The following is a 20,822-nucleotide window of genomic DNA, read 5'->3' as shown; positions in this document are numbered from 1 at the left end:
GCACGGTTCCGGGAGAGAGGCGGACGGCCCCCCGCTCTCCTTTCAGGCGTCCAGGATAGGTTCGAACTGCGCTTTGCCGACCGGGCCGTGGAACTTCGAGATCTGCGGATCCATTCCGCAGACCGGGCATACGTAGTCCTCCGGCAAATCCTCGAATGCAGTGCCCTTCGGATAGCCGCGGAGGGGTTCGCCGCGCTTTTTGTCGTAGACGTAGCCGCAGATCTTGCAGACGTACTTGGTCGGTTCCCAGAGCTCGAACCCCCACTTCCCGATCTGCCCTTTTCCGGTCGCACCGCAGACCGGGCATACGTAGTCCTCCGGCAGGTCTTCAAATGCGGTACCCGCCGGGATGCCGCGGTGCGGCTCGCCCCGCATCGGGGAGTAGATGTAGTTGCAGTACTTGCACCGGTATCGCTTCACTTTCTCCATGGGCATCACGTTCACCTCGCGATAATCACCCGGCACGAAGGCGGTCTCACCTGATAAGGTTTCCCGTGATCCGACCGGACCGGCGCGGTTCTCCTCCTCTTCTCCGTATCGCGGTGCCGATTGCCCCGGGGAGGGGAGAGTCGCCCGGTAAAAAAGGTGTTCAGGAGTCCTGCTGCCGTCTGCCGCCCGAGATGACACGAGCGAGGAGCGACAGGACGAGCATGAAGACGATCAGGACTCCTCCGAGGAAGAGGAGGAGCATGACGCCGAGCCTGCCGGCCCAGGAAGCCGGTGCCTGCCCGTTCCACGAGAACCCTCGCGTCCAGACCGTCTGCCCGCCGGGACGGTACTGCTGGAACGGGTCGTGCGGCCCTGTCGTGCAGCCGCCCCGGAGAGCGAGGTCGTAGCGCGCCCGGGCATCGGGGTCGATCAGCGTCTCGTACGCCTGCTGGACCGCGATGAACCGCTCGCCTGCATCCGGGTCGCGGTTTACGTCCGGGTGATACTGTTTGGCGAGGCTCCGGTAGGCCGCCCGGATCTCGTCGGGCGTGGCGTCAATGGAGACGCCCAGGATCTCGTAATGAGTCTCCACGGCGCCTCACGAAGCTCCGTCGCAGGAGACCTCGCCCGAATCTCCGTTCACCGTCACGGTGGTGCCGGACGAGAGATCGGAGAATTCCGGCGGGAGGCGGTCGACCATGGGGATCCCGGCGATGATCGCTCCGACCGCGATGATCGCTTCGGTCTCCGTATTGATGATCGCCGCAGGAGCGAGCCCGTTCTGTTTCAGCGCGTAGATCACGTAGGATCCGACCGTCGATCCCTTACCGTACGGGAAGGCCAGCACCCGTCCGGCGACGGATTGGCCTTCGAGCGGATGCCCGTGCTCGACGACGATCCCGGTCTCGGGGTCGACGCCCGAGAGGAACGATATGGGTTCGGACGAGACGAGGAGTTCTCCGGTTCCGATACCCCTGGATATGCTTCTGCCTTGCATGATCACTCCAACCACATTATAATGTGGTTGGAGAACCAACTATATGAGTGACATGGACGAAACCATTGGCAACACTCCCGGCAGCGAGCACGACATGCTCACTCTCCAGATCCAGGACCTGAAGGCACAGATCCTGGATTACAAACTCAAGAACGAGTTGCTGGAAAAGGAGCTTCTGCAGCTCCGGAAAGAGAACGCCCAGTTAAAGCGGGTGCCGCTGTTTGTTGCCGCTGTGGTCGATGTACTTGAGAACGGCGAAGTGTATCTCCGGCAGCAGGGCAACAACCAGGAATACGTCACCGCGGTCAGCGAAAAACTCCACCGAACCCTGAAACCCGGGATGAAGGTGGCGGTGAACAACACCCTCTCCATCGTCAAGACGATCGGCAACATCTTCGACGCGAGAGTCAGGGTCATGGAACTCGACGAGCAGCCGAGCGTGACGTTCGAGCAGGTCGGTGGCCTGAAGGAAGAGATCGAGGAGGTCCGGGAAGCGGTCGAGTACCCGCTCACGAAGCCCGAGATCTACGAGCGCGTGGGCGTCGAGCCCCCGAAAGGCATCCTCCTCTACGGCCCGCCCGGCACGGGTAAGACCCTGATTGCAAAGGCGGTTGCCCGCCAGTCCCAGGCCCGGTTCATCAGGATGTCCGGGAGCGAACTCGTCCACAAGTACATCGGGGAGGGCGCGCAGCTCGTGCGCGAGCTCTTCATCCTTGCACGGGAGCGCGCTCCGGCGATCGTCTTCATCGACGAGATCGATGCGATCGGGAGCATGCGAACGAACGACGGAACCTCCGGCAGTGCCGAGGTCCAGCGGACGCTGATGCAGCTCCTGGCCGAGATGGACGGATTCGGGAACCGCGGCAACGTCCGGATCATGGCGGCGACCAACCGGATCGATATGCTTGACCCGGCCCTCCTCCGGCCCGGCCGGTTCGACCGGATCATCCAGGTCCCGCTGCCCGACGCCGGAGCGCGCCTCGAGATCTTGAAGATCCACACCGCGAAGATGTCGCTCTCCGATGACGTGGAGCTCTCCGGGCTTGCGGAACTCACGGAGAACACCACCGGCGCCGAGCTGCAGGCGATCTGCCGCGAGGCCGGGATGATGGCGATCCGGCGGGACGCCGATGCCGTCGACCGGGAAGACTTCCTCGCAGCGATAAAGAAGGTGAAGCGCGAGGTAGCGGCGCCGGACAGCCGCATGTATCTCTGATGGTCTCACCCGTCCCCCTTTTTTAGAGGAAACCTTATCGATTCCTCCGGCTCACCAATATGCAATGAACGTCCTCCTCATTCAGCTGGAGGGGGTTGACCTCTACGCCACCCTGCTCAAGTCCGAGACCAGCAGGGGCGTTCTCCGTTTTTATCAGCCTGACCGGCTCGCGTACGGCATACGGATCAGAACGGCGTCGCTCGGGAGTGCGCTCGCCCTCGCCTCCGAGCTCCGGTGGTACATCCAGCGCTACGTCGACGAGGCCCTATTCGAGCCCGGAGAAGGTCTCTTCTGCTCTTCAGGCCTTGCCCGGCAGATCTACGAGCGGGACGTGATGCCCGCAGAACCGTGGAGGTACCGCTGCCTCTACCGGATCGTGGGGGATCATATGGTCGACACCATATGGATGGAAGAGGGCACGACGCCGGAGACGTATGCCGACCGGACGGAGCCGGAGGATACGCTGCTCGAGGTCTGGTGCGCCGAAGAAGAGTACCCGGCAGAGTAGGGCGGACAGTTATTATTTTTGAGATCTTGTGCCCTATGTGGCTCTGAATGGGGATTGCCGTAAGCAGCCCTGACCGATAGCAAGAATCATATGGTATTCCAGCGCAATCCGGATAAGGAAGAACCGTATGCCCGCAACTGATCCCTCCCTCGAGACAACTGTCGGTCCGCTCGCGCTCGGGAACCCGTTCCTGCTCGCCTCGGGTCCGCCGACCGCTTCCGGCGAACAGATCCGGCATGCGTTCCGGCTCGGCTGGGCGGGTGCGGTCACGAAGACCATCGTTCCGGACGCGATGGAGATCCGGGACGTCTCGCCCCGGTTTGCGGCCTGGAAAGACGGGAACTCGGGCCTCCTCGGCTTTGAGAACATCGAACTCCTGAGCAGGAAGAGCGTATCCTACTGGACCGGAGAGGTTGCCGCGACGAAGAAGGAGTTCCCCGACCGTGTCCTGGTCGCGAGCATCATGGCTTCTCCCGACCCGGGGGAATGGCAGGAACTCGCCTGCACCGTTCAGGATGCGGGTGCGGACGCGATCGAGCTGAACGTCTCCTGCCCCCACGGGATGCCGGAACGGGGAGTCGGTGCGGCCATCGGCCAGCACCCCGATCTCGTCCGCGAGGCGACCCGGGCGGTGCGGCAGGTCGCCACGGTCCCCCTGATCGTCAAACTCACCCCCAACGTGACGGATATCGTGCCGGTTGCAGGGGCTGCGGTGGACGCCGGCGCCGATATCCTCGCTGCTATCAACACCGTCCAGTGCCTGATGGGCATCGACCTCGAGACGCTCGAACCCAACCCCCCGGTTGCCGGCTTCAGCACCTACGGGGGATACTCGGGGCCCGCGGTGAAACCCATCGGCCTGAAGATGATCTCGCAGATTGCCCGGGAACTCCCGGTGCCCCTCATGGGTATCGGCGGCATCTCCCGCTGGCAGGACGCCGCCGAGTACATAGCGGCCGGGGCGTCGGCGGTCCAGGTCTGCACGGCCGTGATGTGGGAGGGGGCGGGAATCATCCGCGGGATGAACGCGGGTCTCTCGGGATACCTTTTACGCAAGCAGTTTGCGGGCGTCGGGGCACTCAGGGGCCGCGCCCTTCCCCTCATCGGAACGCACGCGGCCCTCTCCCGAAGCGTTCACCGTTTCGCGGCGAGGGTTTTTCCCGAACGGTGCAGATCCTGCGGCCGCTGCGTGACGGCCTGCCGCGACGGCGGATACCATGCCATCTCGATGGTGGGCGGAGAGGTCGCGATCGATAGAGACCGGTGCGACGGGTGCAGCCTCTGCTCCCATGTCTGTCCCGAAGGCGTGATCGTCATGCTGTCCGGAGCGTGAACTCCCGGTTGCCGGCTGAATGCCGGCCTGCACAGATATCGGTGCCCGGGGCCCTCTTCTTATATGCGGAGAGATCGAACACTACGGCATGCAGCAGAGCTGGATCGGCGGCGGTATGAGGTTCTCCTACTGCACCGAGCACGACCTCCCCGATATATCCCGGATGCTCTCGAAGGAGTCGGTTTGCAGGTGGCTGTTTTTCGAGCCAAATACGGATGAGGCCACGCGATCCTATTTTCTTCCCCTGATCGGGGAGATGTGGGCGGCGCTCGCGGAGGGGAGGATGCCGGATCACCACGTCTTCACGGCAAGACTGGAAGATGCCGGGGATTTCGTCGGGCAGTGTGCTCTCTTGCCGGTCGATTTCAACCCCGGATCGTTTCTGATCGGCTACCAGCTCGACGATATATACTGGAAAAGAGGCTACGGCACCCTGGCCTGCACCTTCCTGGTCTACTTCGCGTTCATCGTGCTCGAGGGCTACCGGCTGAACGGCGACACCGTTGCCGGCAATACGGCATCACGGCGGGTGATGGAGAGGTGCGGCTTTGTCCTGGAGGGTACCCAGAGACGGTACTGGCATGCCGGGGGCGGATATCACGATCGCCTGATCTTCGGCCTTCTAAAGAGCGATCTTGCCCTGGAGCGTCTTTCGAGACTGGGGGAGACGTTCACGGCAGAGCATTCGGTTGCGGTTTAACAACCCGATATTCAAAAAGGGCCTTGTTGAAGGTCTCTTCGGACAGTTGTTCCTGGAACCGGGCTTGCTCTGCAGAACAGGCACAGTCACGATCGCAGTGAAACGCACCTGACGGTGTTCACATTCCCTCGTATCTGGTATGTTTCTGCAGTCATCCTAGCACGGATTTCAAGGGAGTATCGCCCTTGGGGGAGGGGCTGACGGGGAGTGCGACGGGCGGGACGGCCGGAGCATGAGCACCCGAAGGGTGCGGAGTGCGAGCGAAGCGAGCTTGAGCACCGATAGGTGCGAAGGGGGGCATGGCCTCCTCGAAGACCTTCGGTCTTCTCATGCTCGCTGCGCTCGCACTCCCCTTTGTCCCCTCGAAACTCTTCGAGTTTCTCGTGCTCCTGTCGTCCCGACAGTCGCACACCCCCGAGGCGATAGTCCCACGGTCCACTGCATGGGGACAAGCCGGGCCCAGCACCAACCTCATCAAGGTAAGGAATGAAGACCAGAAAAGGGGTTCAACGGAGCCAAAAAAAGATATCCTTCAGGCGAACATCTCGCCGAAGGTGGTGTGGAAGTGGTGGCGGTCGAAGTCCACCGAGAGTTTGTCGATCGCCTTCATGAAATCGTCGCTGTTGACGGCGTCGCGCTCCATCCTGATGGCGAACATGCCCGCCTCCATGCATATCGCCCGGAGGTCGGCGCCGTTCTTGCCCTCCGTCAGCCGCGAGACTTCCGAGAGGTTGACGTCCTCGCCGATGTTCATGTGCTGGGTGTGGATCTTTAAGATCGCAAGCCTCCCCTGGTGGTCGGGGAGCGGGATCTCGATCATCCGGTCGAACCGGCCCGGGCGGAGGAGGGCGCGGTCGAGGATATCGATCCGGTTCGTCGCAGCGACGATCTTGACGTCGCCCCGGTTGTCGAACCCGTCCATCTCCGCCAGGAGCTGCATCAGCGTCCGCTGGACTTCGCGGTCGCCGGAGGTGGTCGAGTCGTTCCGGTGCGCACCGATTGCGTCGATCTCGTCGATGAAGATGATCGACGGCGCCTTCTGCTTCGCGAGGTCGAAGAGCTCCCGGACCAGGCGGGCGCCTTCGCCGATGTACTTCTGCACCAGTTCCGAACCGACCACGCGGAGGAAGTGTGCGTTCGTCTGGTGGGCCACCGCCCGTGCGAGGAGGGTCTTCCCCGTGCCGGGCGGGCCGTAGAGGAGAACACCCTTCGGCGGGGAGATGCCGACCTTCTCGAAGAGCTGCGGTTTCGTCAGGGGGAGTTCGACGGCTTCGCGGATCTCCTCGATCTGCGGTTCAAGGCCGCCGATGTTCTCGTAGGTCTCCTCCGGTGACTCCACCAGCTCCATGCCGTAGATCTGCGCGTCGTAGCTCGTGGGGAGCACGTCCACGATCGCGAGGGACTGCTGGTTGAGCGTACACCGCACACCCGGTTTGAGGAGATCGGGGTCGATGAGCTGGGACGTACGGACCAGGAATCGCGGCCCTGCACTGCTCCGCACGATCACGCGGCTGTTGTCGATAACGTCGGTAACTGTTCCGATCACGAGAGGAGGGCTTCTGAGCTGCTCGATCTCGCTTTTGAGTTTTCGGAGTTCCCGCTCGTAGCGGATCTTCTGGGTTTCAACGTATCGTTTCTCGGACTCCATCTGGCGGAACTGCTCGCGTAGCTCCAGGTTTCGGTTTTCGAGGTTCGTAATCCGTTCCAGGAGATACTGGTAGATGTCTTCACCGGTATCCTTCTCTGGTGCCTGCCGAGCGATATCTCCCATAGGTCTCCTCGATTAATTATATAGGTTAAAATGAATATAAAGTTGTTTGCGAGACTTATGCAGTGCGAACTATGCGGCGCTCCTATAGTGGGACCGTCGAAAACCATCCAGATCGAGGGTGCAGAGCTCTGCGTCTGCGCTCGATGTGCGAAACACGGTACAGAAGTCCAGCAACCGCGACGAAAAGGTGCCCCGCAGACGAAGCCGGGACTCGCCGGCCCGCAGGCTCCCAGGAGGAGGCCACGGGACGTCTTTGACCTGATGGAAGGAGAACTCGTCGACGATTACGCCGACCGTATCCGGGCGGCACGGGAAGAGAAGGAGTGGTCCACGCTCGACCTTGCACGGGCGATCAAGGAGCGTGAGATCCTGGTCAAGAAGATCGAGAAGGGCGACCTCATCCCTGAAGACGATGTCCGGAAGAAACTCGAGAAAGCACTCAATATCAGGCTGATCGACTCGGCTGAAGACAGCATCTCCACGGGCGGGCCCGGCCGGGTGACCATGACCGTCGGCGATGTCATATCGTTCAAAAAGAGCCGGAAATAAGGGCCCTGTTGAAATGCTTTCCACAACCCCTGGATAACATTCGGTTGCCGATAGAGGCGGGTGATGTGGGTCTCACGCGAAGCCGCGAAGTCGCGAAGGGAGACAGTCAATACCCATCCAGACTTCGCGTTCTTCGCGCCTTCGCGTGCGTCGGTGAGACATGGATTATCCGGAGATAATTCATCCTCCGGGAGAGGGTTTCAACAAAGCCGAAATAAGACAAACCGCATACTTTTTTCCGCCGGGCCATCTCCCGCCCCGGATTCTCCTCCCGCGTGCAAATCCGGCATATTTTTATACATGGACACATAACGGTATAGCCAATGCGTGGTGGATGTTTTTTCGCCGGTGACCGCTTTTATCTCGGTTAACGGAGTAGCCGCCGCGTGCGCAGAAGCGATCTGCAAGTTTTCTACAGCCGATATCCGTAATGTTGGAGCGGCAGCGTTCTATCGCTATTTTACCTGGTTTATCCAGTTTTAACTACTCCCGGAAAGATTGCATCATCAAAATCCGGGGAGGACTATGGTTATGAGAGGAAAAGAGATTCGTCTGGAACGTATCATGGATCGGAACACCGGCAGGACCATCATCGTGCCGCTCGACCACGGGGTGACGCTCGGCCCCATCCCGGGGCTGGTCGACGTAGGGAGAACCATCGACCTCGTCGCCGAGGGGGGAGCGAACGCGGTCATCGGCCACGTGGGGCTTGCGCTGCACGGCCATAGGGGGCACGGGCGGGACGTCGGCCTCATCATGCATCTCTCGGCGAGCACCAGCATCGGACCCGACCCGAACGACAAAGTGCTCGTCAACACCGTCACGAACGCCCTGAAGATGGGCGCCGACGGCGTATCGGTGCACATCAACGTCGGCGCCGACTCCGAGGCACGGATGCTTGAAGACCTGGGCAGAGTCGCGGTCGCCTGCATGGAGTGGGGGATGCCGCTCCTCGCGATGATGTACCCGCGGGGCAGGAAGGTCAGCGACGAGCACGACCTCGAGAGCGTCAAACTCTCCGCACGGGTGGCGGCGGAGCTCGGCGCCGATATCGTGAAGACCGTCTACACCGGGGATGCGGACTCGTTCCGGGAGGTGACGAGAGGATGCCCGGTGCCGGTCGTGGTCGCGGGCGGTTCGAAGACCGACGATCGGGCGATCCTCGACCTGGTCGAGGGCGCGATGGAGGGCGGTGCCGCCGGGATATCGATCGGGAGGAACGCCTTCCAGCACCCGGCGCCCGATCGCCTTATCCGTGCCGCCGCACTGATCATTCATGAAGGGCGGTCGGCAGAGGAAGCGGTCGAGATCTTGAGGACGTGATAACATGATTGGAAAAGAGATCCGCCTTGAGCGGATAATGGACAGGAACACCGGCCGCGCCGTGGTCATCCCCATGGATCACGGGTTCACGATGGGCCAGATCGAAGGGCTCTGCAACATGACAGAGACGGTCAATGCGGTGAGCGAAGGCGGGGCGAACGCCATCGTGCTCCACAAGGGCATGGTGAAGGGGGGGCACCGGAAGCACGGAAAGGATATCGGGCTCATCGTGCACCTCTCCGCGAGCACGTCGATGAACCCCGATCCGAACGACAAGGTGCTCGTCTGCACCGTGGAGGAGGCGGTCGCGCTCGGCGCCGACGCGGTCTCGATCCACATCAACCTCGGCGCGCCCAACGAGTCGAGGATGATCGAGTCGGCGGGCGAGGTGGTGCGGGAGTGCAACCGCTGGGGGATACCGCTCCTGATCATGATCTACCCCCGCGGCAAGGGGATCGATCCCACCTCACCGGAGTCGATCGGGCACTGCGTCCGGGTGGCGGAAGAACTCGGGGCCGACCTCATCAAGACGAACTACACCGGGGATCCGGAGACGTTCCGCCGGATCACCGCCGCCTGCTCGGTGCCGGTGATGATCGCCGGCGGCGAGAAGGGCGGGGATATGGAGACGCTCGCGACCATCCGCGACGCGATCGACGCGGGCGCGGCGGGCGTCTGTATGGGAAGGAACGCCTTCCAGCGCGACGATCCCGCCCGGTTCATCGCCGCGATATCCCGGGTGGTTCACCAGGGGATAAGTCCGGCCGACGCCCTGGGGAAGGAGCGATGAAACTCTTCTGGGTCGATCTCCGGCCGTGGAGGAAGGATCTCGCGACGACCGCGCTCGAGAGCGGTGCCGACGCCCTGTTCGTCGAGAATGCGGAACGCGTCCGGGAACTCGGCCGGGTGACGACCGTCGCAGAGAACGGCGACCTCGTCCCCGGAAAAGACGTCTTCGAGATCGAGATCGTCGATAAAGAGACCGAGGAGGAGGCGCTCCGGCTCTCCCGCGAGGGTCTTGTCATCGTCCGGACAGGAGACTGGACGGTCATCCCGCTCGAGAACCTCGTCGCGCAGTCCGACCGGATCGTCGCCGCGGTCGGAAGCGCCGAAGAGGCGAAGGTCGCCCTGACCGTCCTCGAACGCGGGGCGGCGGGCATCCTCCTTGCGACCGACGATCCGGCGGAGATCCGGCGGGTCGCGAAGACGGTCGCCGGCGCCGGCGAAGAGGTTCCTCTCGTCCCGTTCGAGGTGACCCGGATCGTCCCCGTCGGGATGGGGGATAGGGTCTGCGTCGACACCTGCTCGATCCTCGCCGACGGGGAAGGGATGCTCGTCGGCAACACCTCCTCGGCGTTCCTGATGGTGCACCCCGAGACCCTGGAGAATCCCTACGTGGCGCCGCGACCGTTCCGGGTGAACGCCGGGGCGGTGCACGCCTACATCCTCCTCCCCGGCGGGAAGACCGCGTACCTCGCCGACCTCGCGGTGGGCGACAGGGTGCTCGTCGCGGAGCATACCGGCCCGACCCACGACGCGGTCGTCGGAAGGGTGAAGATCGAGCGCCGCCCGCTCCTCCTCGTCGAGGCGAAGGCCGGCGACGCGACGGTGAGCCTGGTTCTCCAGAACGCCGAGACGATCCGGCTCGTCCGGGAGGACGGGACAGCCGTATCGGTCGCCGCCCTCGCGGTCGGCGACAGGGTGCTCGGCAGCGTCGCGGAGGGCGGGCGGCACTTCGGCGTCGCCGTCAAAGAGACGATCCTGGAGAAGTGACGGGAATGCTTGCAGGCATCATCGGCGGCACGGGACAGATGGGACGGTTCTTTGCCGGGGTCTTTCAGGCCGCCGGCTGGGAGACGATCGTCTCGGGGAGAAAGACCTCGCTCACCGCCCGCGCCATCGCGGAGACGGCGGACCTCGTCATGGTATCGGTCCCCATCCGCGCCACCGTCGGGGTGATCCGGGAAGTCGCGCCGCTCCTCTCGGATGAGCAGGTCTTCTGCGACCTCACCTCCCTCAAGGCCGAACCCGTCCGGGCGATGCTCGCCTCCCGTGCGGAGGTGATCGGGCTCCACCCGATGTTCGGGCCCGGCGCTGCGTCGCTCCAGGGCCAGACGATCGTCGCAACCCCGGCCAGGTGCAGTCCCGAGACCCTTGAAGGACTCTTATCGGTCTTCCGCGACCAGGGGGCGGCGATCACCCTCTCGACACCCGAAGACCACGACCGGATGATGGCGGTGATCCAGGGGCTCACCCACTTCGGAACGCTCGCAAAGGCGGAAGCCATCCGCCGGACCGGCGCCGACGCCGCGGAGACCCTCCGGTTCACGAGCCCGATCTACCGGATCGAGATGGGGCTCGTCGGACGGCTCCTCGCCCAGGATGCGGGGCTCTACGGCGACATGCTGCAGATGAACCCGGCCGTCCCGGAGGTGCTCGCCGGGTTCGAGGAGGCTGTCCGGACGCTCCGCGAGATCGTCGAGTCCGGGGACGACGAACGGTTCCGGGACTTCTTTGCCCGGAACGCCGATCACTATGCCTCGTATCTCCGGGCCGCGACGGAAGAGACCGACGACCTCATCAGCCACGTGGTGAGCCGATGACCGTCGCAACGCTCGGACCTGCCGGGACGGTCAGCCACGAACTCGCGGCCAGGCTCTACGGCGACGATGTCGAACTCCTGCCGACGATCCGCGCCATCATCAAACGCGTGGCGGCCGGTGGAGCGAAAGGGCTCGTGCCGATCGAGAACTCGGAGGCGGGGGGCGTCGGGGAGACGCTCCAGGGGCTGATGGAGTTCGCGGTCTCGATCACCGGAGAGGCCTACATGCCCGTCCGGCACCACCTCGCGGCCCGGGGAGACCCCGCAAGCCTCCCGGTCGTCTACGCCCACCCGCAGACGCACGAGCAGTGCTCCGTCCTCCTCGACAGCCTCGGGGTGGAGGTCGTGCACACGAGCAGCAATGCGGCGAGCGCGATGGCGATGCAGAGGGACGAGCACGCCGGCGCCATCGTCTCGGAGACGGCGGCGCGGATCTACGGCCTTCCGATTGCCGTCCGTGACGTCCAGAACAGCAGGGACAACACCACCCGGTTCGTCGAGATATCCGCCGTCCCCCGCGGAATCGCGGGGTGCACGAAGTGCAGCCTCCTCGTCGACCCCGAACTCGACCGGGTCGGGCTCCTTGCCGACATCCTCGCGGTCTTCGCCCGGCGCGGGATCAACCTGACCCGGATCGAGTCGCGGCCGTCCCGCCGGGGTATGGGGAAGTACCTGTTCTTCATCGACATGGAGACCGCCGAAGGATGGCGGGAAGCAAAGGAGGAACTCAAGAGCATGACCACCGTCAGGGAACTCGGGTGCTACGCCCGCATGGAGGTGCCGATATGATCGTCCGCGTGTCGCAGACCGGCCCGGTCGACGCGGCGTTTCCGGCGCCGCCTTCCAAGAGTTATACCCACCGGGCGCTGATCGCGGGAGCGCTTGCGACAGGGAGAACGCGGATCGAAGGCCCGCTCCGGGCGGCCGATACGGAACTGACCGCCCGGGGGCTTGAAGCCCTCGGGGTGCAACTCGAGTGGCTGCCGGGGGAGATCGCCGTCGCCGGCTGCGGCGGCACCTTCCCCGCACCGGGAGAGGTGACCATCGACTGCGGGAACTCCGGGACGACGCTCCGGCTCCTCACCTCGTCGGCGCTCCTCTCGCAGCACCCGGTGGTGCTGACGGGGAGTTCCCGGATGCTCGAGCGGCCGGTCGGCCCCCTTGCCGGGGCGCTCCGGGCCCTCGGCGGCGACGTCGCGTTTGTCGGCGAGCCGGGGTTCCCCCCCATCCGCATCTCCGGCAGGCTCCGGGGCGGGAGGACGGCGATCGACGGAAGCATCAGCAGCCAGTTCGTCTCGTCCATCCTGATGGCGGCGCCCTACGCGGAGGAGGACGTGGAACTCACGCTCCCGGCAACCCCGGCATCCCGGTCCTACCTCGACGTGACCGCGGACGTGATGCTCGGGTTCGGGGCGCAGATCGAGCGGCGGGGTTACGAATGGTTCCGGGTGGAGAGCGGTAGAGCCTACCGGGGAAGAGATTACCGGGTCGAGGGAGACTACTCCTCGGCCTCCTACCTCTTCGCGGTCGCGGCCGTCTGCGGCGGGAGGGTCACGGTCACGGGCCTGAACCCAACCTCTGTCCAGGGCGACCGCCGGTTCCTCGACGCCCTCGAGGCGATGGGGTGCCGGGTGACCGCCGGCGCCGATGCGGTGACGGTGGAGCGGACGGGCGATCTCGAGGGTATCGAGATCGATATGTCCTCGTCCCCCGACACCGTCCAGACGCTCGCGGCGGTTGCGGCGACGGCAGGGTCGCCGACGACGATCACCGGCACGGCGCACCTGCAGTACAAGGAGAGCGACCGCGTCGGGGTGACGGCGGATACCCTCCGGCGGATGGGGGCGGGGGTCGAGGTGACGGAGGACTCCCTCACGGTCACGCCCGCCCCCCTCCACGGCGTGGCCGTCGACCCGCACGACGATCACCGGACGGCGATGGCGTTTGCCGTGCTCGGCCTCGCGGTCGGGGGGATGGCGATCCGTGACCCCGAATGCGTGGAGAAGTCCTTTCCCGGGTTCTGGGAGGCGCTCTATGGGGAGGGGCTGCTGTGAGGGTCGTCCTTGTCGGATTCCGGGGGACCGGGAAGACCTCGGTCGGGCGGATCCTCGCGGCTCGCCTCGGGCTGCCGTTCTACGACACCGATGCGCTCATCGAGCAGCGGGCCGGGATGCCGATCCCGGAGCTCTTTCGGCAGTATGGTGAACCGCACTTCCGCGCCCTGGAGCGGGAGGTCGTCGCGTCGCTCCGGGATGCGGAGGGCGTGATCGGAACCGGCGGCGGGGCGGTATGCGACCCGGCAAACGTCGCGGATCTCCGGCGGCACGGCAGGGTCTTCCTCCTCACCGCCCCGCCCGGGGTCATCCATGAGCGGATCGCCGGGAGCGACCGGCCGGGGCTGACCGCTCTCCCCCCGGAAGAAGAGGTGCGCACGCTCCTTCTCCGGAGAAAGGAGGCCTACCTCGGTGCGGCCGACATCTGCATCGATACCGGGAGGCATGCTCCGGGAGAGGTCGCGGATCTGATCGTCCGGGAGATCGGTGGGGAAGCCGACATCTCCCCGGACGAGAAACACGAAGATGCGAAGTTTTCCCGCAGCCTGACACTCCCTTCGCGAACTTCACGGCTTCGCGTGCGGCCGGATCCCCATCCCCACATTCTTGTTTCACGCGAAGACGTGAAGACGCGAAGTCATGAACGCGATGTCCTCCTTGAGCAGTTCGGGCTTTCCGCCGTCCGGGAGATGGTCGACCGGGATCCGGGTCTCATGGTGTGCGGCATCGCCGGGAACCCCTGCGCCCACAGCAGGAGCCCGCTCCTCTACAACCGGCTCTTTGAACACTTCGGGATGAACTATCACTACACCCGCTTCGAGTGGCCGGACGCGGGAATCATCGTCCGCCTCGCAAACCTCCTCCCCCTGAAGGGCTTATCCGTCACCATCCCGTTCAAGGCCGATGTGATGCATTATCTTGATGAGGTCGACGAGCACGCCGCGGCGATCGGTGCGGCGAACACCGTTGTGCGGTGCGGCGGGAGGATGTACGGCCATAACACCGACTGGCTGGGGGTACAGATCCCGCTCGCCCACCGGCGGGGCGCCCGGGCGGTTGTGCTCGGCGCCGGGGGCGCGGCGGCCGCGGCGGTCTACGCCCTTCGCTCGCTCGATATGGACGTGACGGTGCTTGCCCGGCGGCCGGAGGCGGCGAGGACGCTCGCCGAACGGTTCAGGTGCCGGTGGGGCAGCCTCGAAGAGTTCAAGGGGAGCGACGCCGATGTTGTGGTGCACACGACCCCGGTCGGGATGGAGCCCGACACCCGGAGCCTGCTTGCCGCGAACGACCTCGAGCGGGGGACGGCGGTCTTCGACCTCGTCTACACGCCGCCGGAGACGCCTCTCATCAGGGCGGCGAGAGAAGCCGGGTGCGAGACGATACCCGGCACGGAGATGTTCGTCCACCAGGCGGCGGAGCAGTTCCGGCTGATCACCGGGATTCGCGTCACGCCTGAACTGGTTCGGGAGATGCTTGCATGAACACATTCGGAAGAAACTTCAGGTGCACGACGTTCGGCGAGAGCCATGGGTTGGCGGTGGGCGCGGTCGTCGACGGCTGCCCGCCCGGCATCCCCATCACGGAGGCGGATATCCAGCCCTACCTCGACCGCAGGCGGCCGGGGAAGGGCCCGCTCGAGTCCGGCCGGCAGGAGACCGACCGGGTGGAGATCCTCTCGGGGATTTTTGAAGGAAAGACGACCGGCGCCCCGATCGCGCTTCTCGTCAGGAACCGGGATGTCCGGTCGGAGGACTACGACGCGCTCCGGGACGTATTCCGGCCGGGGCACGCGGACTACACCTGGCAGGAGAAGTACGGGCTGCGCGATCACCGCGGCGGCGGGAGGAGTTCGGGCCGGGAGACCCTTGCCCGGGTTGCGGCCGGAGCGGTGGCGGTCCGCTGCCTCGAACCCTGCGGCATCGTGATCAGGGGGCGGGTTATCGAAGTGCACGCCGCGACGGATCCGGAAGCGATGGAAGCGGAGATCCGTGCCGCCCGTGATGCCGGCGACTCCGTGGGCGGCATCGTCGAGGTGACGGCCTCGGGGTGCCCGGCGGGACTCGGCGACCCGGTATTCGGGAAACTCGACGCCGCCATCGCCGGGGCGATGATGGGGATCGGTGCGGTGAAGGGCGTCGAACTCGGCGAGGGGTTCGGCGCCGCCCGGCTCCTCGGGAGCGAGATGAACGATCCGATCACCGAAACCGGGTTTGCAAGCAACCATGCGGGCGGCGTCCTCGGCGGGATCAGCACCGGGCAGGATATTGTCGTCCGGCTTGCCGTCAAGCCAACGCCCTCGATACGCAGGGCACAGCAGACCGTCGACATCGCCGGGAAGGAGCGGGAGATATCAATCGAAGGGCGGCACGACCCCTGCATCGCGCCGCGGGTCGTTCCGGTCGCGGAGTGCATGCTCGCGATGGTTCTCCTGGATGCGATGCTCGAGCAGGCGAAGTACCGGGGATTTGGGAAATAAGGAGAGCAGGATCCAGGCTCCGCGGCCTGCAGTCCTCTTAAATTCAGGCACCTGTCGGCCGCGTAAACCTGTATACTATCCGACGCTCCCATCCACCAGACAAATGGGGGGTCTAACTACTTCGTATCCTGCGCACTCATCCACGGCTTCCCAATAAGTATCGCCATTGGGGGAGGGGCTGACGGGGAGTGCGATGGGCGGAACGCCCGGAGCTCGACCACCGTCAGGTGGGAAGTGCGAGCGTAGCGAGCTTGAGCACCGACAGGTGCGAGGGGGGCATGCCCCCTCCCCTGTCTCTACCTTGTACGCAGACATCTGTAAACCCCACCTCACCCGGCCTCCGGCCTCCTCCTCCGCCCCACAGGGGCGGAGGCAGTGCATGGCGATAGGCGATGTCCCATGGGGACATCGCTGGAGAAGACCGAAGGTCTTGGACTAGCGACTGGCTGAAGGTGTGAGTTCCGGTAGGAACAGAGTTCAGGCACCACAGGTGCGTAGTCGGCCCGAGCCCCAACCCCCCTCACTTCAGCAGATCCGCAATCTGCCGCATCTCCCGCACATGGTATTGTCCTTCGGCCGTCGGGGTTCCGGCATGGCTGAACGTGAACTCCGACCCGAAGAGGGGCAGGATTGCGCGGGCGTAGCGGAACTCGGCGCCCATGATGCTCGTGCAGATGGGTTTCTGGGCCTGGTGGGTAAAGAGGACGAGTTCGAAGAGGTCTTCCCGGGTTTTAGGGCGCACGACGATCTTCGGGATGTCGCCGTATGACCGGAGCATCTCGTCGATCCGCCCGAGCTCCGGCACGGTGGGCATCTCGTTCGTGTGCAGCGACGCGAGGATCTGGACTCCCTGGCTCTTGATGAACGGCGCGTGATCCCGGTAACGTGCTTCCACGTCCACGATATCGACGTATCGCGCTATCGGCCCGACGATCCGGGCCCAGAGATCCGCATCGCCGACAAACCGGCCCCCTTCGTCCCTGCTCCTGAGCGTGGCAATCAGCGGGATGACGGTCTTCTCCCGAATCGTACGAACCTGATCCAGCAGGTCTCCCTCCATCCTGTCAAGCCTGATCTCGATGAACGTCGGGTTGTACTCCGCCACCTCGTCGATAGCGGCGGCATTCTCCACAGAGACGACGATCTTCATACTTACCGGATGTATTCCCGCCCTATCACTTAAAAGTCTGCCTGCAGTCTCCCGGAGATCGTGAGGGGTCCCGGCCGGCCGTCACTTCCCCACCGCACCGTAGCGCTCCAGCATGGCGGCGACCGCCTCGTCGAAGACTTCCGGCAGCCGTTCCCGGATCCCCTTCACCCCGACCTCCGTGACGCCGCCGCCGGTCGCGACCCGCCCGATCAGGTCACCGGGGGTCTCGCCGGTCTCCCGGAGATAGGCGGCCGTAGCCGCGGCCGTCTCCGTTGCGAGTTGAAGCGCCCGATCCGCCGAAAGACCGCTCGCACGGGCAGCAGCGTCCGCCAGTTCCTCGATGACGGCAGCGAGCAGCCCCGGCCCGCAGCTCGAGAGTATGGTGGCCGCCGGGAGTTCTTCCTCCTCGACGAGCATCACGTTCCCGATGGACGAGAAGAGCCCCTCCACCCGGAGAGCGTCGTGCATGCCCACCTGCCGCCCATGGCAGATAAGCGTCGTCCCCTGCCCGACCGTGGAGGAGATTGTGGGAACGACCCGGGTGACCGAACCCGAAAACAGCCCCTCAAGCTCCGCGAGGCCGATGCCTGCGGCGAGCGAGACGATATGCTCGTCGCCGTCCATCAGGGGGACGATCTCGCGGAGGACTTCTGTCACCTCCTGCGGCCTGACGGCGAGAATGATCGTGCGGCACCGCCGGGCGAGTTCCCCGTTCGCTCTGGCGATGCCGATACCCGGCCATGCCGCGGCGCATGCATCCCGGCTCTCCCGGCTCTTCGACGTGACCACGACCTCATCGATGCCGAGCACGCCGGACGAGAGAAACCCGTTCACCAGCATGCCGCCCATGTGCCCGTAGCCGATAACTCCTATGCAATCCATACTCCAGATCCCTTCTCCACATCGCTCTCCTGCCCGAAAAAGGATACCCGCCTCACCCGGGGTGGGTATATAGGCCGTCGGGGCAAACGGTACGGAGCAGATGCCGCACGATCACCATCAGACGTCCGGGCCACCGGAACTGCTTGCGCCGGCCGGGTCGCCGGAGGCGCTGGCCGCAGCGGTTGCCGCCGGTGCCGATGCCGTCTACCTTGCCGGGCGACGGTTCGGGGCCAGGCACTACGCGGCGAACTTCTCCGACGAGGAACTCGAATACGCCGTCGGTTACGCGCACCTCCGGGGAGTCAGGGTCTACGTCACCGTAAACGTCCTCGTCCGGGACGCCGAACTCCCCGACGTCGCCCGCTACCTCCTCCGGCTCTACGAGATCGGGGTCGACGCCGTCCTGGTGCAGGACATCGGGGTGGCGGCGCTTGCCCGGGAGGTCGTCCCGGACCTCCCTCTCCACGCCTCGACCCAGATGGCGATCCACAACCGGGAAGGCGTGGCGCGGACGGCACGGGAGGGGTTCTCCCGCGTGGTGCTCGCCCGGGAACTCACGCTGTCCGAGATCAAGGGTATCGCAGAGGATGCGGAGGCACGGGGGATCGGCATCGAGGTCTTCGCCCACGGGGCGCTCTGCTACTGCTACTCGGGCCAGTGCCTCCTCTCCTCGGTCATCGGGGGACGGAGCGGGAACCGCGGGATGTGCGCCCAGCCGTGCCGGAAGCCTTACCGGCTCGTGACCGCCGGGACGGACGAGTACGGGCGCCCGAAAGACCTGCGGGCAAGGCCCGGATCGGACCGTTACCTGCTCTCGACCCGGGACCTCTCGGTGTACCCGCGCCTCGACCTCCTCGCGCGTTCGCCGGTGGCCTCGCTCAAGATCGAGGGGAGGATGCGCTCGGTGGAGTACGTCGCCACGGTGACGGCCATCTACCGGCATGCTCTCGACGCGATAGCCGCCGGGGAAGACTGGTCGCCCTCGCGGGAGGATATGCGCGACCTTGCGCTTGCGTTCAACCGGGAGTTCACGGAAGGCTACATCCTCGGCGCCCGCGATATCATGGCCCGCGACCGGCCCGGAAACCGTGGTCTCCCGCTCGGCACGGTCATTGGCTACGACCCGCAGCGGCGGGAGGCGACCGTGCGTCTCGCCGCCGATCTCGCGTTGCGTTCCGGGGATGGGCTCGCCTTCTGCACCGACGACCCCGACCGCGACGCAGGAGCGGTCGTCCGCGGCACGCCCGCCGTCCGCTCCGGCACGGTGCGGCTTTCCGTCCCCGCACCCGTCGATGCCGGCGCCCGGGTCTTCCTGACGAAGAGCACGGATCTCGAGGAGCGGGCGAAGCGGATCATGGAAAGGCCCCTGCGGCTGCTGCCGCTCGACGTGACGGCCGTCTGGGAGGACGGGACGCCCGACCTCGAGGCGGTCGTCGATCTGCAGGGGAGCGAGCCGCTCCGGGTGCGCTACCGCTCCGACCTCTCAATGGAGCCGGCACGGAGCCGGCCGCTCACCGAAGAGCAGATCGCGGAGCAGCTGACAAAGACCGGGGGGACGCCGTTTACGATACGGAGCCTGGAGCTCCGCTACCCCGGCGGGCTCTTTGCCCCGCTCGGGGAGTTGAACCGGATCCGGCGGACATTCCTGGAGAGAGTCGAGGATGCGGTGCTCGCCGGACGCCGCCCCGGGGAGGATGCGGTGCGTGCGGCCCGGGAGAGGGTCGAGGCGGCTATTGCCGGGCTGGAGCGGCCGGCGGGCGCTCCCCGGAACCCCCGGCTTCCGTCGGTCTCGGTCTACACCAGTACCCTCGAAGAGGCAGAGGCCGCCGTCAGGGGCGGCGCCCGCACCGTCTACCTGGAGGTGTCCGCTCCCGGTATCCTCGAAGAGGCCGCCGCCGTCTGCCGGGAGGGGGGTGCGGACCTCGTCTGGAAATGGCCGTCGATCGCCCGGCGCACCTTCCTCGACGTTGCGGTTCCCCTCCTCCCGTCGCTTTACGATGCGGGCGTCCGCGGGGTGATGGTGAGCGGGCTCGGGGCTGCCGACGCGGTGCGGCGGGCCGAACCCCGGATGGCGCTCTACGGGGCTGCCGGACTGAACCTCTGGAACCACCGCACCGCCGCGGAACTCGCGCCGCTCTTCCTGCGGTGCACGGCCTCCCCCGAACTCCCGGCCGACGATCTTGCCGGGCTTGCGGCCCTGGCCGGGGATACCCCCGGACTCGAGGTGCTCGTGCAGGGCAACGTCGAGGCGATGGTGACCGAGGACAGGCTCGCGGCGGGGATCGGGGACGGCCGGTTCCTGGGTCTCCAGGACGGACGAAACCGCGTCTTCCCGCTCCGGTGCGACGGCGAGGGGCGGACCTACATCGCGAACGCCGTCGAGACCTCTCTCATCGACCGCCTGCCCCGGATCGCCGGGATGGGCATCGACGCCGTCGTCATCGACGCACGGGAACGGGGGGCCCGCTACGCAGCGGAGATGGCCCAACTCTACCGGACGGCGATCGACGCCGCGGCCCGGGGAGACCACGGCGCCCTTCCCGCGCTCAAGGACGAGGTGAAACGGCGGGCGCTCGGCGGCATCACCGGCGGGCACTTCGTCCGGGGGCTTCTGGAGTGATGCTCTGCACGGCGCTATCAGCCCCGGAGATTCCGGATCGACGGGTCGGAACCCGGTAACCGTCAGTGCCGAGGTGGAACAGCCCCGATCCCCTCAAGCATTGATTCAGGCGTGCTCACCCATCATTATTCCGCATTTCTCTTCGCGTTCTTCGCGGCTTCGCGCGAAACTCTTTCATCTCACATTGCTCACGCGAAGCCGCGAAAAGACGC

Annotated in this window: 20 protein-coding genes; 14 read left to right on the top strand and 6 right to left on the bottom strand. The window is 65.4% G+C overall.

All coding sequences use genetic code 11. The annotated features are described in order from the left end of the window. Window positions 1-42: 42 nt before the first annotated feature. The 3 genes from SZ63_RS10375 to SZ63_RS10365 all read right to left on the bottom strand — a co-directional run bounded on the left by SZ63_RS10375 (window position 43) and on the right by SZ63_RS10365 (window position 1,426). Window positions 43-429 carry a rubredoxin gene (locus tag SZ63_RS10375; protein WP_048185096.1) on the bottom strand — a complete coding sequence of 129 codons (387 nt, stop codon included), beginning with the start codon at window positions 427-429 and terminating at the stop codon, window positions 43-45. A 160-nt stretch (window positions 430-589) separates the two neighbouring features. Then, window positions 590-1,021, bottom strand: coding sequence for a J domain-containing protein (locus SZ63_RS10370; protein WP_048185094.1), 432 nt, complete (start codon window positions 1,019-1,021; stop codon window positions 590-592). Between the two features lie 6 nt (window positions 1,022-1,027). Then, window positions 1,028-1,426 carry a DUF126 domain-containing protein gene (locus tag SZ63_RS10365; RefSeq protein ID WP_048185275.1) on the bottom strand — a complete coding sequence of 133 codons (399 nt, stop codon included), beginning with the start codon at window positions 1,424-1,426 and terminating at the stop codon, window positions 1,028-1,030. 43 nt (window positions 1,427-1,469) lie between these two features. Between SZ63_RS10365 and SZ63_RS10360 the strand changes: the two genes are divergently transcribed. The 4 genes from SZ63_RS10360 to SZ63_RS10345 all read left to right on the top strand — a co-directional run bounded on the left by SZ63_RS10360 (window position 1,470) and on the right by SZ63_RS10345 (window position 5,183). Then, on the top strand, window positions 1,470-2,642 hold the full coding sequence (locus tag SZ63_RS10360) for a proteasome-activating nucleotidase (RefSeq protein ID WP_082122755.1): 1,173 nt from the start codon (window positions 1,470-1,472) through the stop codon (window positions 2,640-2,642). A gap of 64 nt (window positions 2,643-2,706) precedes the next feature. Continuing rightward, window positions 2,707-3,150: a DUF5804 family protein gene (locus SZ63_RS10355; RefSeq protein ID WP_048185090.1), complete on the top strand. Its 444-nt coding sequence runs from the start codon at window positions 2,707-2,709 to the stop codon at window positions 3,148-3,150. A gap of 127 nt (window positions 3,151-3,277) precedes the next feature. Beyond that, complete coding sequence (gene preA, locus SZ63_RS10350; protein WP_048185088.1) at window positions 3,278-4,483, top strand: NAD-dependent dihydropyrimidine dehydrogenase subunit PreA; 1,206 nt, start codon at window positions 3,278-3,280, stop codon at window positions 4,481-4,483. A gap of 88 nt (window positions 4,484-4,571) precedes the next feature. Further along, window positions 4,572-5,183: a GNAT family N-acetyltransferase gene (locus tag SZ63_RS10345; RefSeq protein WP_048185273.1), complete on the top strand. Its 612-nt coding sequence runs from the start codon at window positions 4,572-4,574 to the stop codon at window positions 5,181-5,183. A gap of 532 nt (window positions 5,184-5,715) precedes the next feature. Here SZ63_RS10345 and SZ63_RS10340 read toward each other — a convergent pair. Further along, window positions 5,716-6,954, bottom strand: a complete 1,239-nt coding sequence (locus tag SZ63_RS10340; RefSeq protein WP_048185085.1) for a proteasome-activating nucleotidase — start codon at window positions 6,952-6,954, stop codon at window positions 5,716-5,718. Between the two features lie 30 nt (window positions 6,955-6,984). On the opposite strand from SZ63_RS10340, the gene SZ63_RS10335 reads away from it, so the two are divergent. The 9 genes from SZ63_RS10335 to SZ63_RS10295 all read left to right on the top strand — a co-directional run bounded on the left by SZ63_RS10335 (window position 6,985) and on the right by SZ63_RS10295 (window position 15,958). Next, a complete protein-coding gene (locus SZ63_RS10335; RefSeq protein ID WP_338151821.1) occupies window positions 6,985-7,503 on the top strand; it encodes a multiprotein bridging factor aMBF1 in 519 nt (172 codons plus the stop codon). 531 nt (window positions 7,504-8,034) lie between these two features. Further along, window positions 8,035-8,826: a 2-amino-3,7-dideoxy-D-threo-hept-6-ulosonate synthase gene (locus SZ63_RS10330; protein WP_048185272.1), complete on the top strand. Its 792-nt coding sequence runs from the start codon at window positions 8,035-8,037 to the stop codon at window positions 8,824-8,826. A gap of 4 nt (window positions 8,827-8,830) precedes the next feature. Further along, window positions 8,831-9,616, top strand: a complete 786-nt coding sequence (locus tag SZ63_RS10325; protein ID WP_048185079.1) for a 2-amino-3,7-dideoxy-D-threo-hept-6-ulosonate synthase — start codon at window positions 8,831-8,833, stop codon at window positions 9,614-9,616. Beyond that, window positions 9,613-10,599 (top strand): 3-dehydroquinate synthase II, encoded by a 987-nt coding sequence (locus tag SZ63_RS10320; RefSeq protein ID WP_048185076.1) that lies wholly within the window; start codon window positions 9,613-9,615, stop codon window positions 10,597-10,599. The genes SZ63_RS10325 and SZ63_RS10320 overlap by 4 nt, the downstream gene beginning before the upstream one ends. Before the next feature lie 5 nt (window positions 10,600-10,604). Further along, a complete protein-coding gene (locus tag SZ63_RS10315) occupies window positions 10,605-11,429 on the top strand; it encodes a prephenate dehydrogenase/arogenate dehydrogenase family protein (protein ID WP_048185073.1) in 825 nt (274 codons plus the stop codon). Beyond that, window positions 11,426-12,217 (top strand): prephenate dehydratase, encoded by a 792-nt coding sequence (locus SZ63_RS10310; protein WP_048185070.1) that lies wholly within the window; start codon window positions 11,426-11,428, stop codon window positions 12,215-12,217. Before SZ63_RS10315 ends, SZ63_RS10310 begins: the two co-directional genes overlap by 4 nt. Further along, window positions 12,214-13,482, top strand: a complete 1,269-nt coding sequence (gene aroA / locus SZ63_RS10305; protein WP_048185065.1) for a 3-phosphoshikimate 1-carboxyvinyltransferase — start codon at window positions 12,214-12,216, stop codon at window positions 13,480-13,482. The genes SZ63_RS10310 and aroA overlap by 4 nt, the downstream gene beginning before the upstream one ends. Beyond that, window positions 13,479-14,963: a shikimate dehydrogenase gene (aroE, locus tag SZ63_RS12490; RefSeq protein ID WP_241481320.1), complete on the top strand. Its 1,485-nt coding sequence runs from the start codon at window positions 13,479-13,481 to the stop codon at window positions 14,961-14,963. The genes aroA and aroE overlap by 4 nt, the downstream gene beginning before the upstream one ends. After that, window positions 14,960-15,958: a chorismate synthase gene (locus tag SZ63_RS10295; protein WP_048185061.1), complete on the top strand. Its 999-nt coding sequence runs from the start codon at window positions 14,960-14,962 to the stop codon at window positions 15,956-15,958. Before aroE ends, SZ63_RS10295 begins: the two co-directional genes overlap by 4 nt. A gap of 520 nt (window positions 15,959-16,478) precedes the next feature. Here SZ63_RS10295 and SZ63_RS10290 read toward each other — a convergent pair. Continuing rightward, window positions 16,479-17,108 carry a type I 3-dehydroquinate dehydratase gene (locus SZ63_RS10290; protein WP_048185057.1) on the bottom strand — a complete coding sequence of 210 codons (630 nt, stop codon included), beginning with the start codon at window positions 17,106-17,108 and terminating at the stop codon, window positions 16,479-16,481. A gap of 81 nt (window positions 17,109-17,189) precedes the next feature. After that, the gene (locus tag SZ63_RS10285; RefSeq protein WP_048185054.1) at window positions 17,190-17,990 is read right to left on the bottom strand and encodes a pyrroline-5-carboxylate reductase family protein; all 801 of its coding nucleotides are present in this window, start codon (window positions 17,988-17,990) and stop codon (window positions 17,190-17,192) included. A 100-nt stretch (window positions 17,991-18,090) separates the two neighbouring features. Here SZ63_RS10285 and SZ63_RS10280 point away from each other — a divergent pair, with 100 nt between their 5' ends. Then, entirely contained in the window at window positions 18,091-20,610 is a 2,520-nt protein-coding gene (locus SZ63_RS10280; protein ID WP_048185051.1) for a DUF3656 domain-containing U32 family peptidase, read from the top strand. The last annotated feature ends 212 nt before the right edge of the window (window positions 20,611-20,822 follow it).

Origin of the sequence: Methanoculleus sediminis (assembly GCF_001017125.1) — an archaeon.
GTDB lineage: Archaea > Halobacteriota > Methanomicrobia > Methanomicrobiales > Methanoculleaceae > Methanoculleus > Methanoculleus sediminis.
This window is presented reverse-complemented; position numbering and strand designations above follow the sequence as displayed.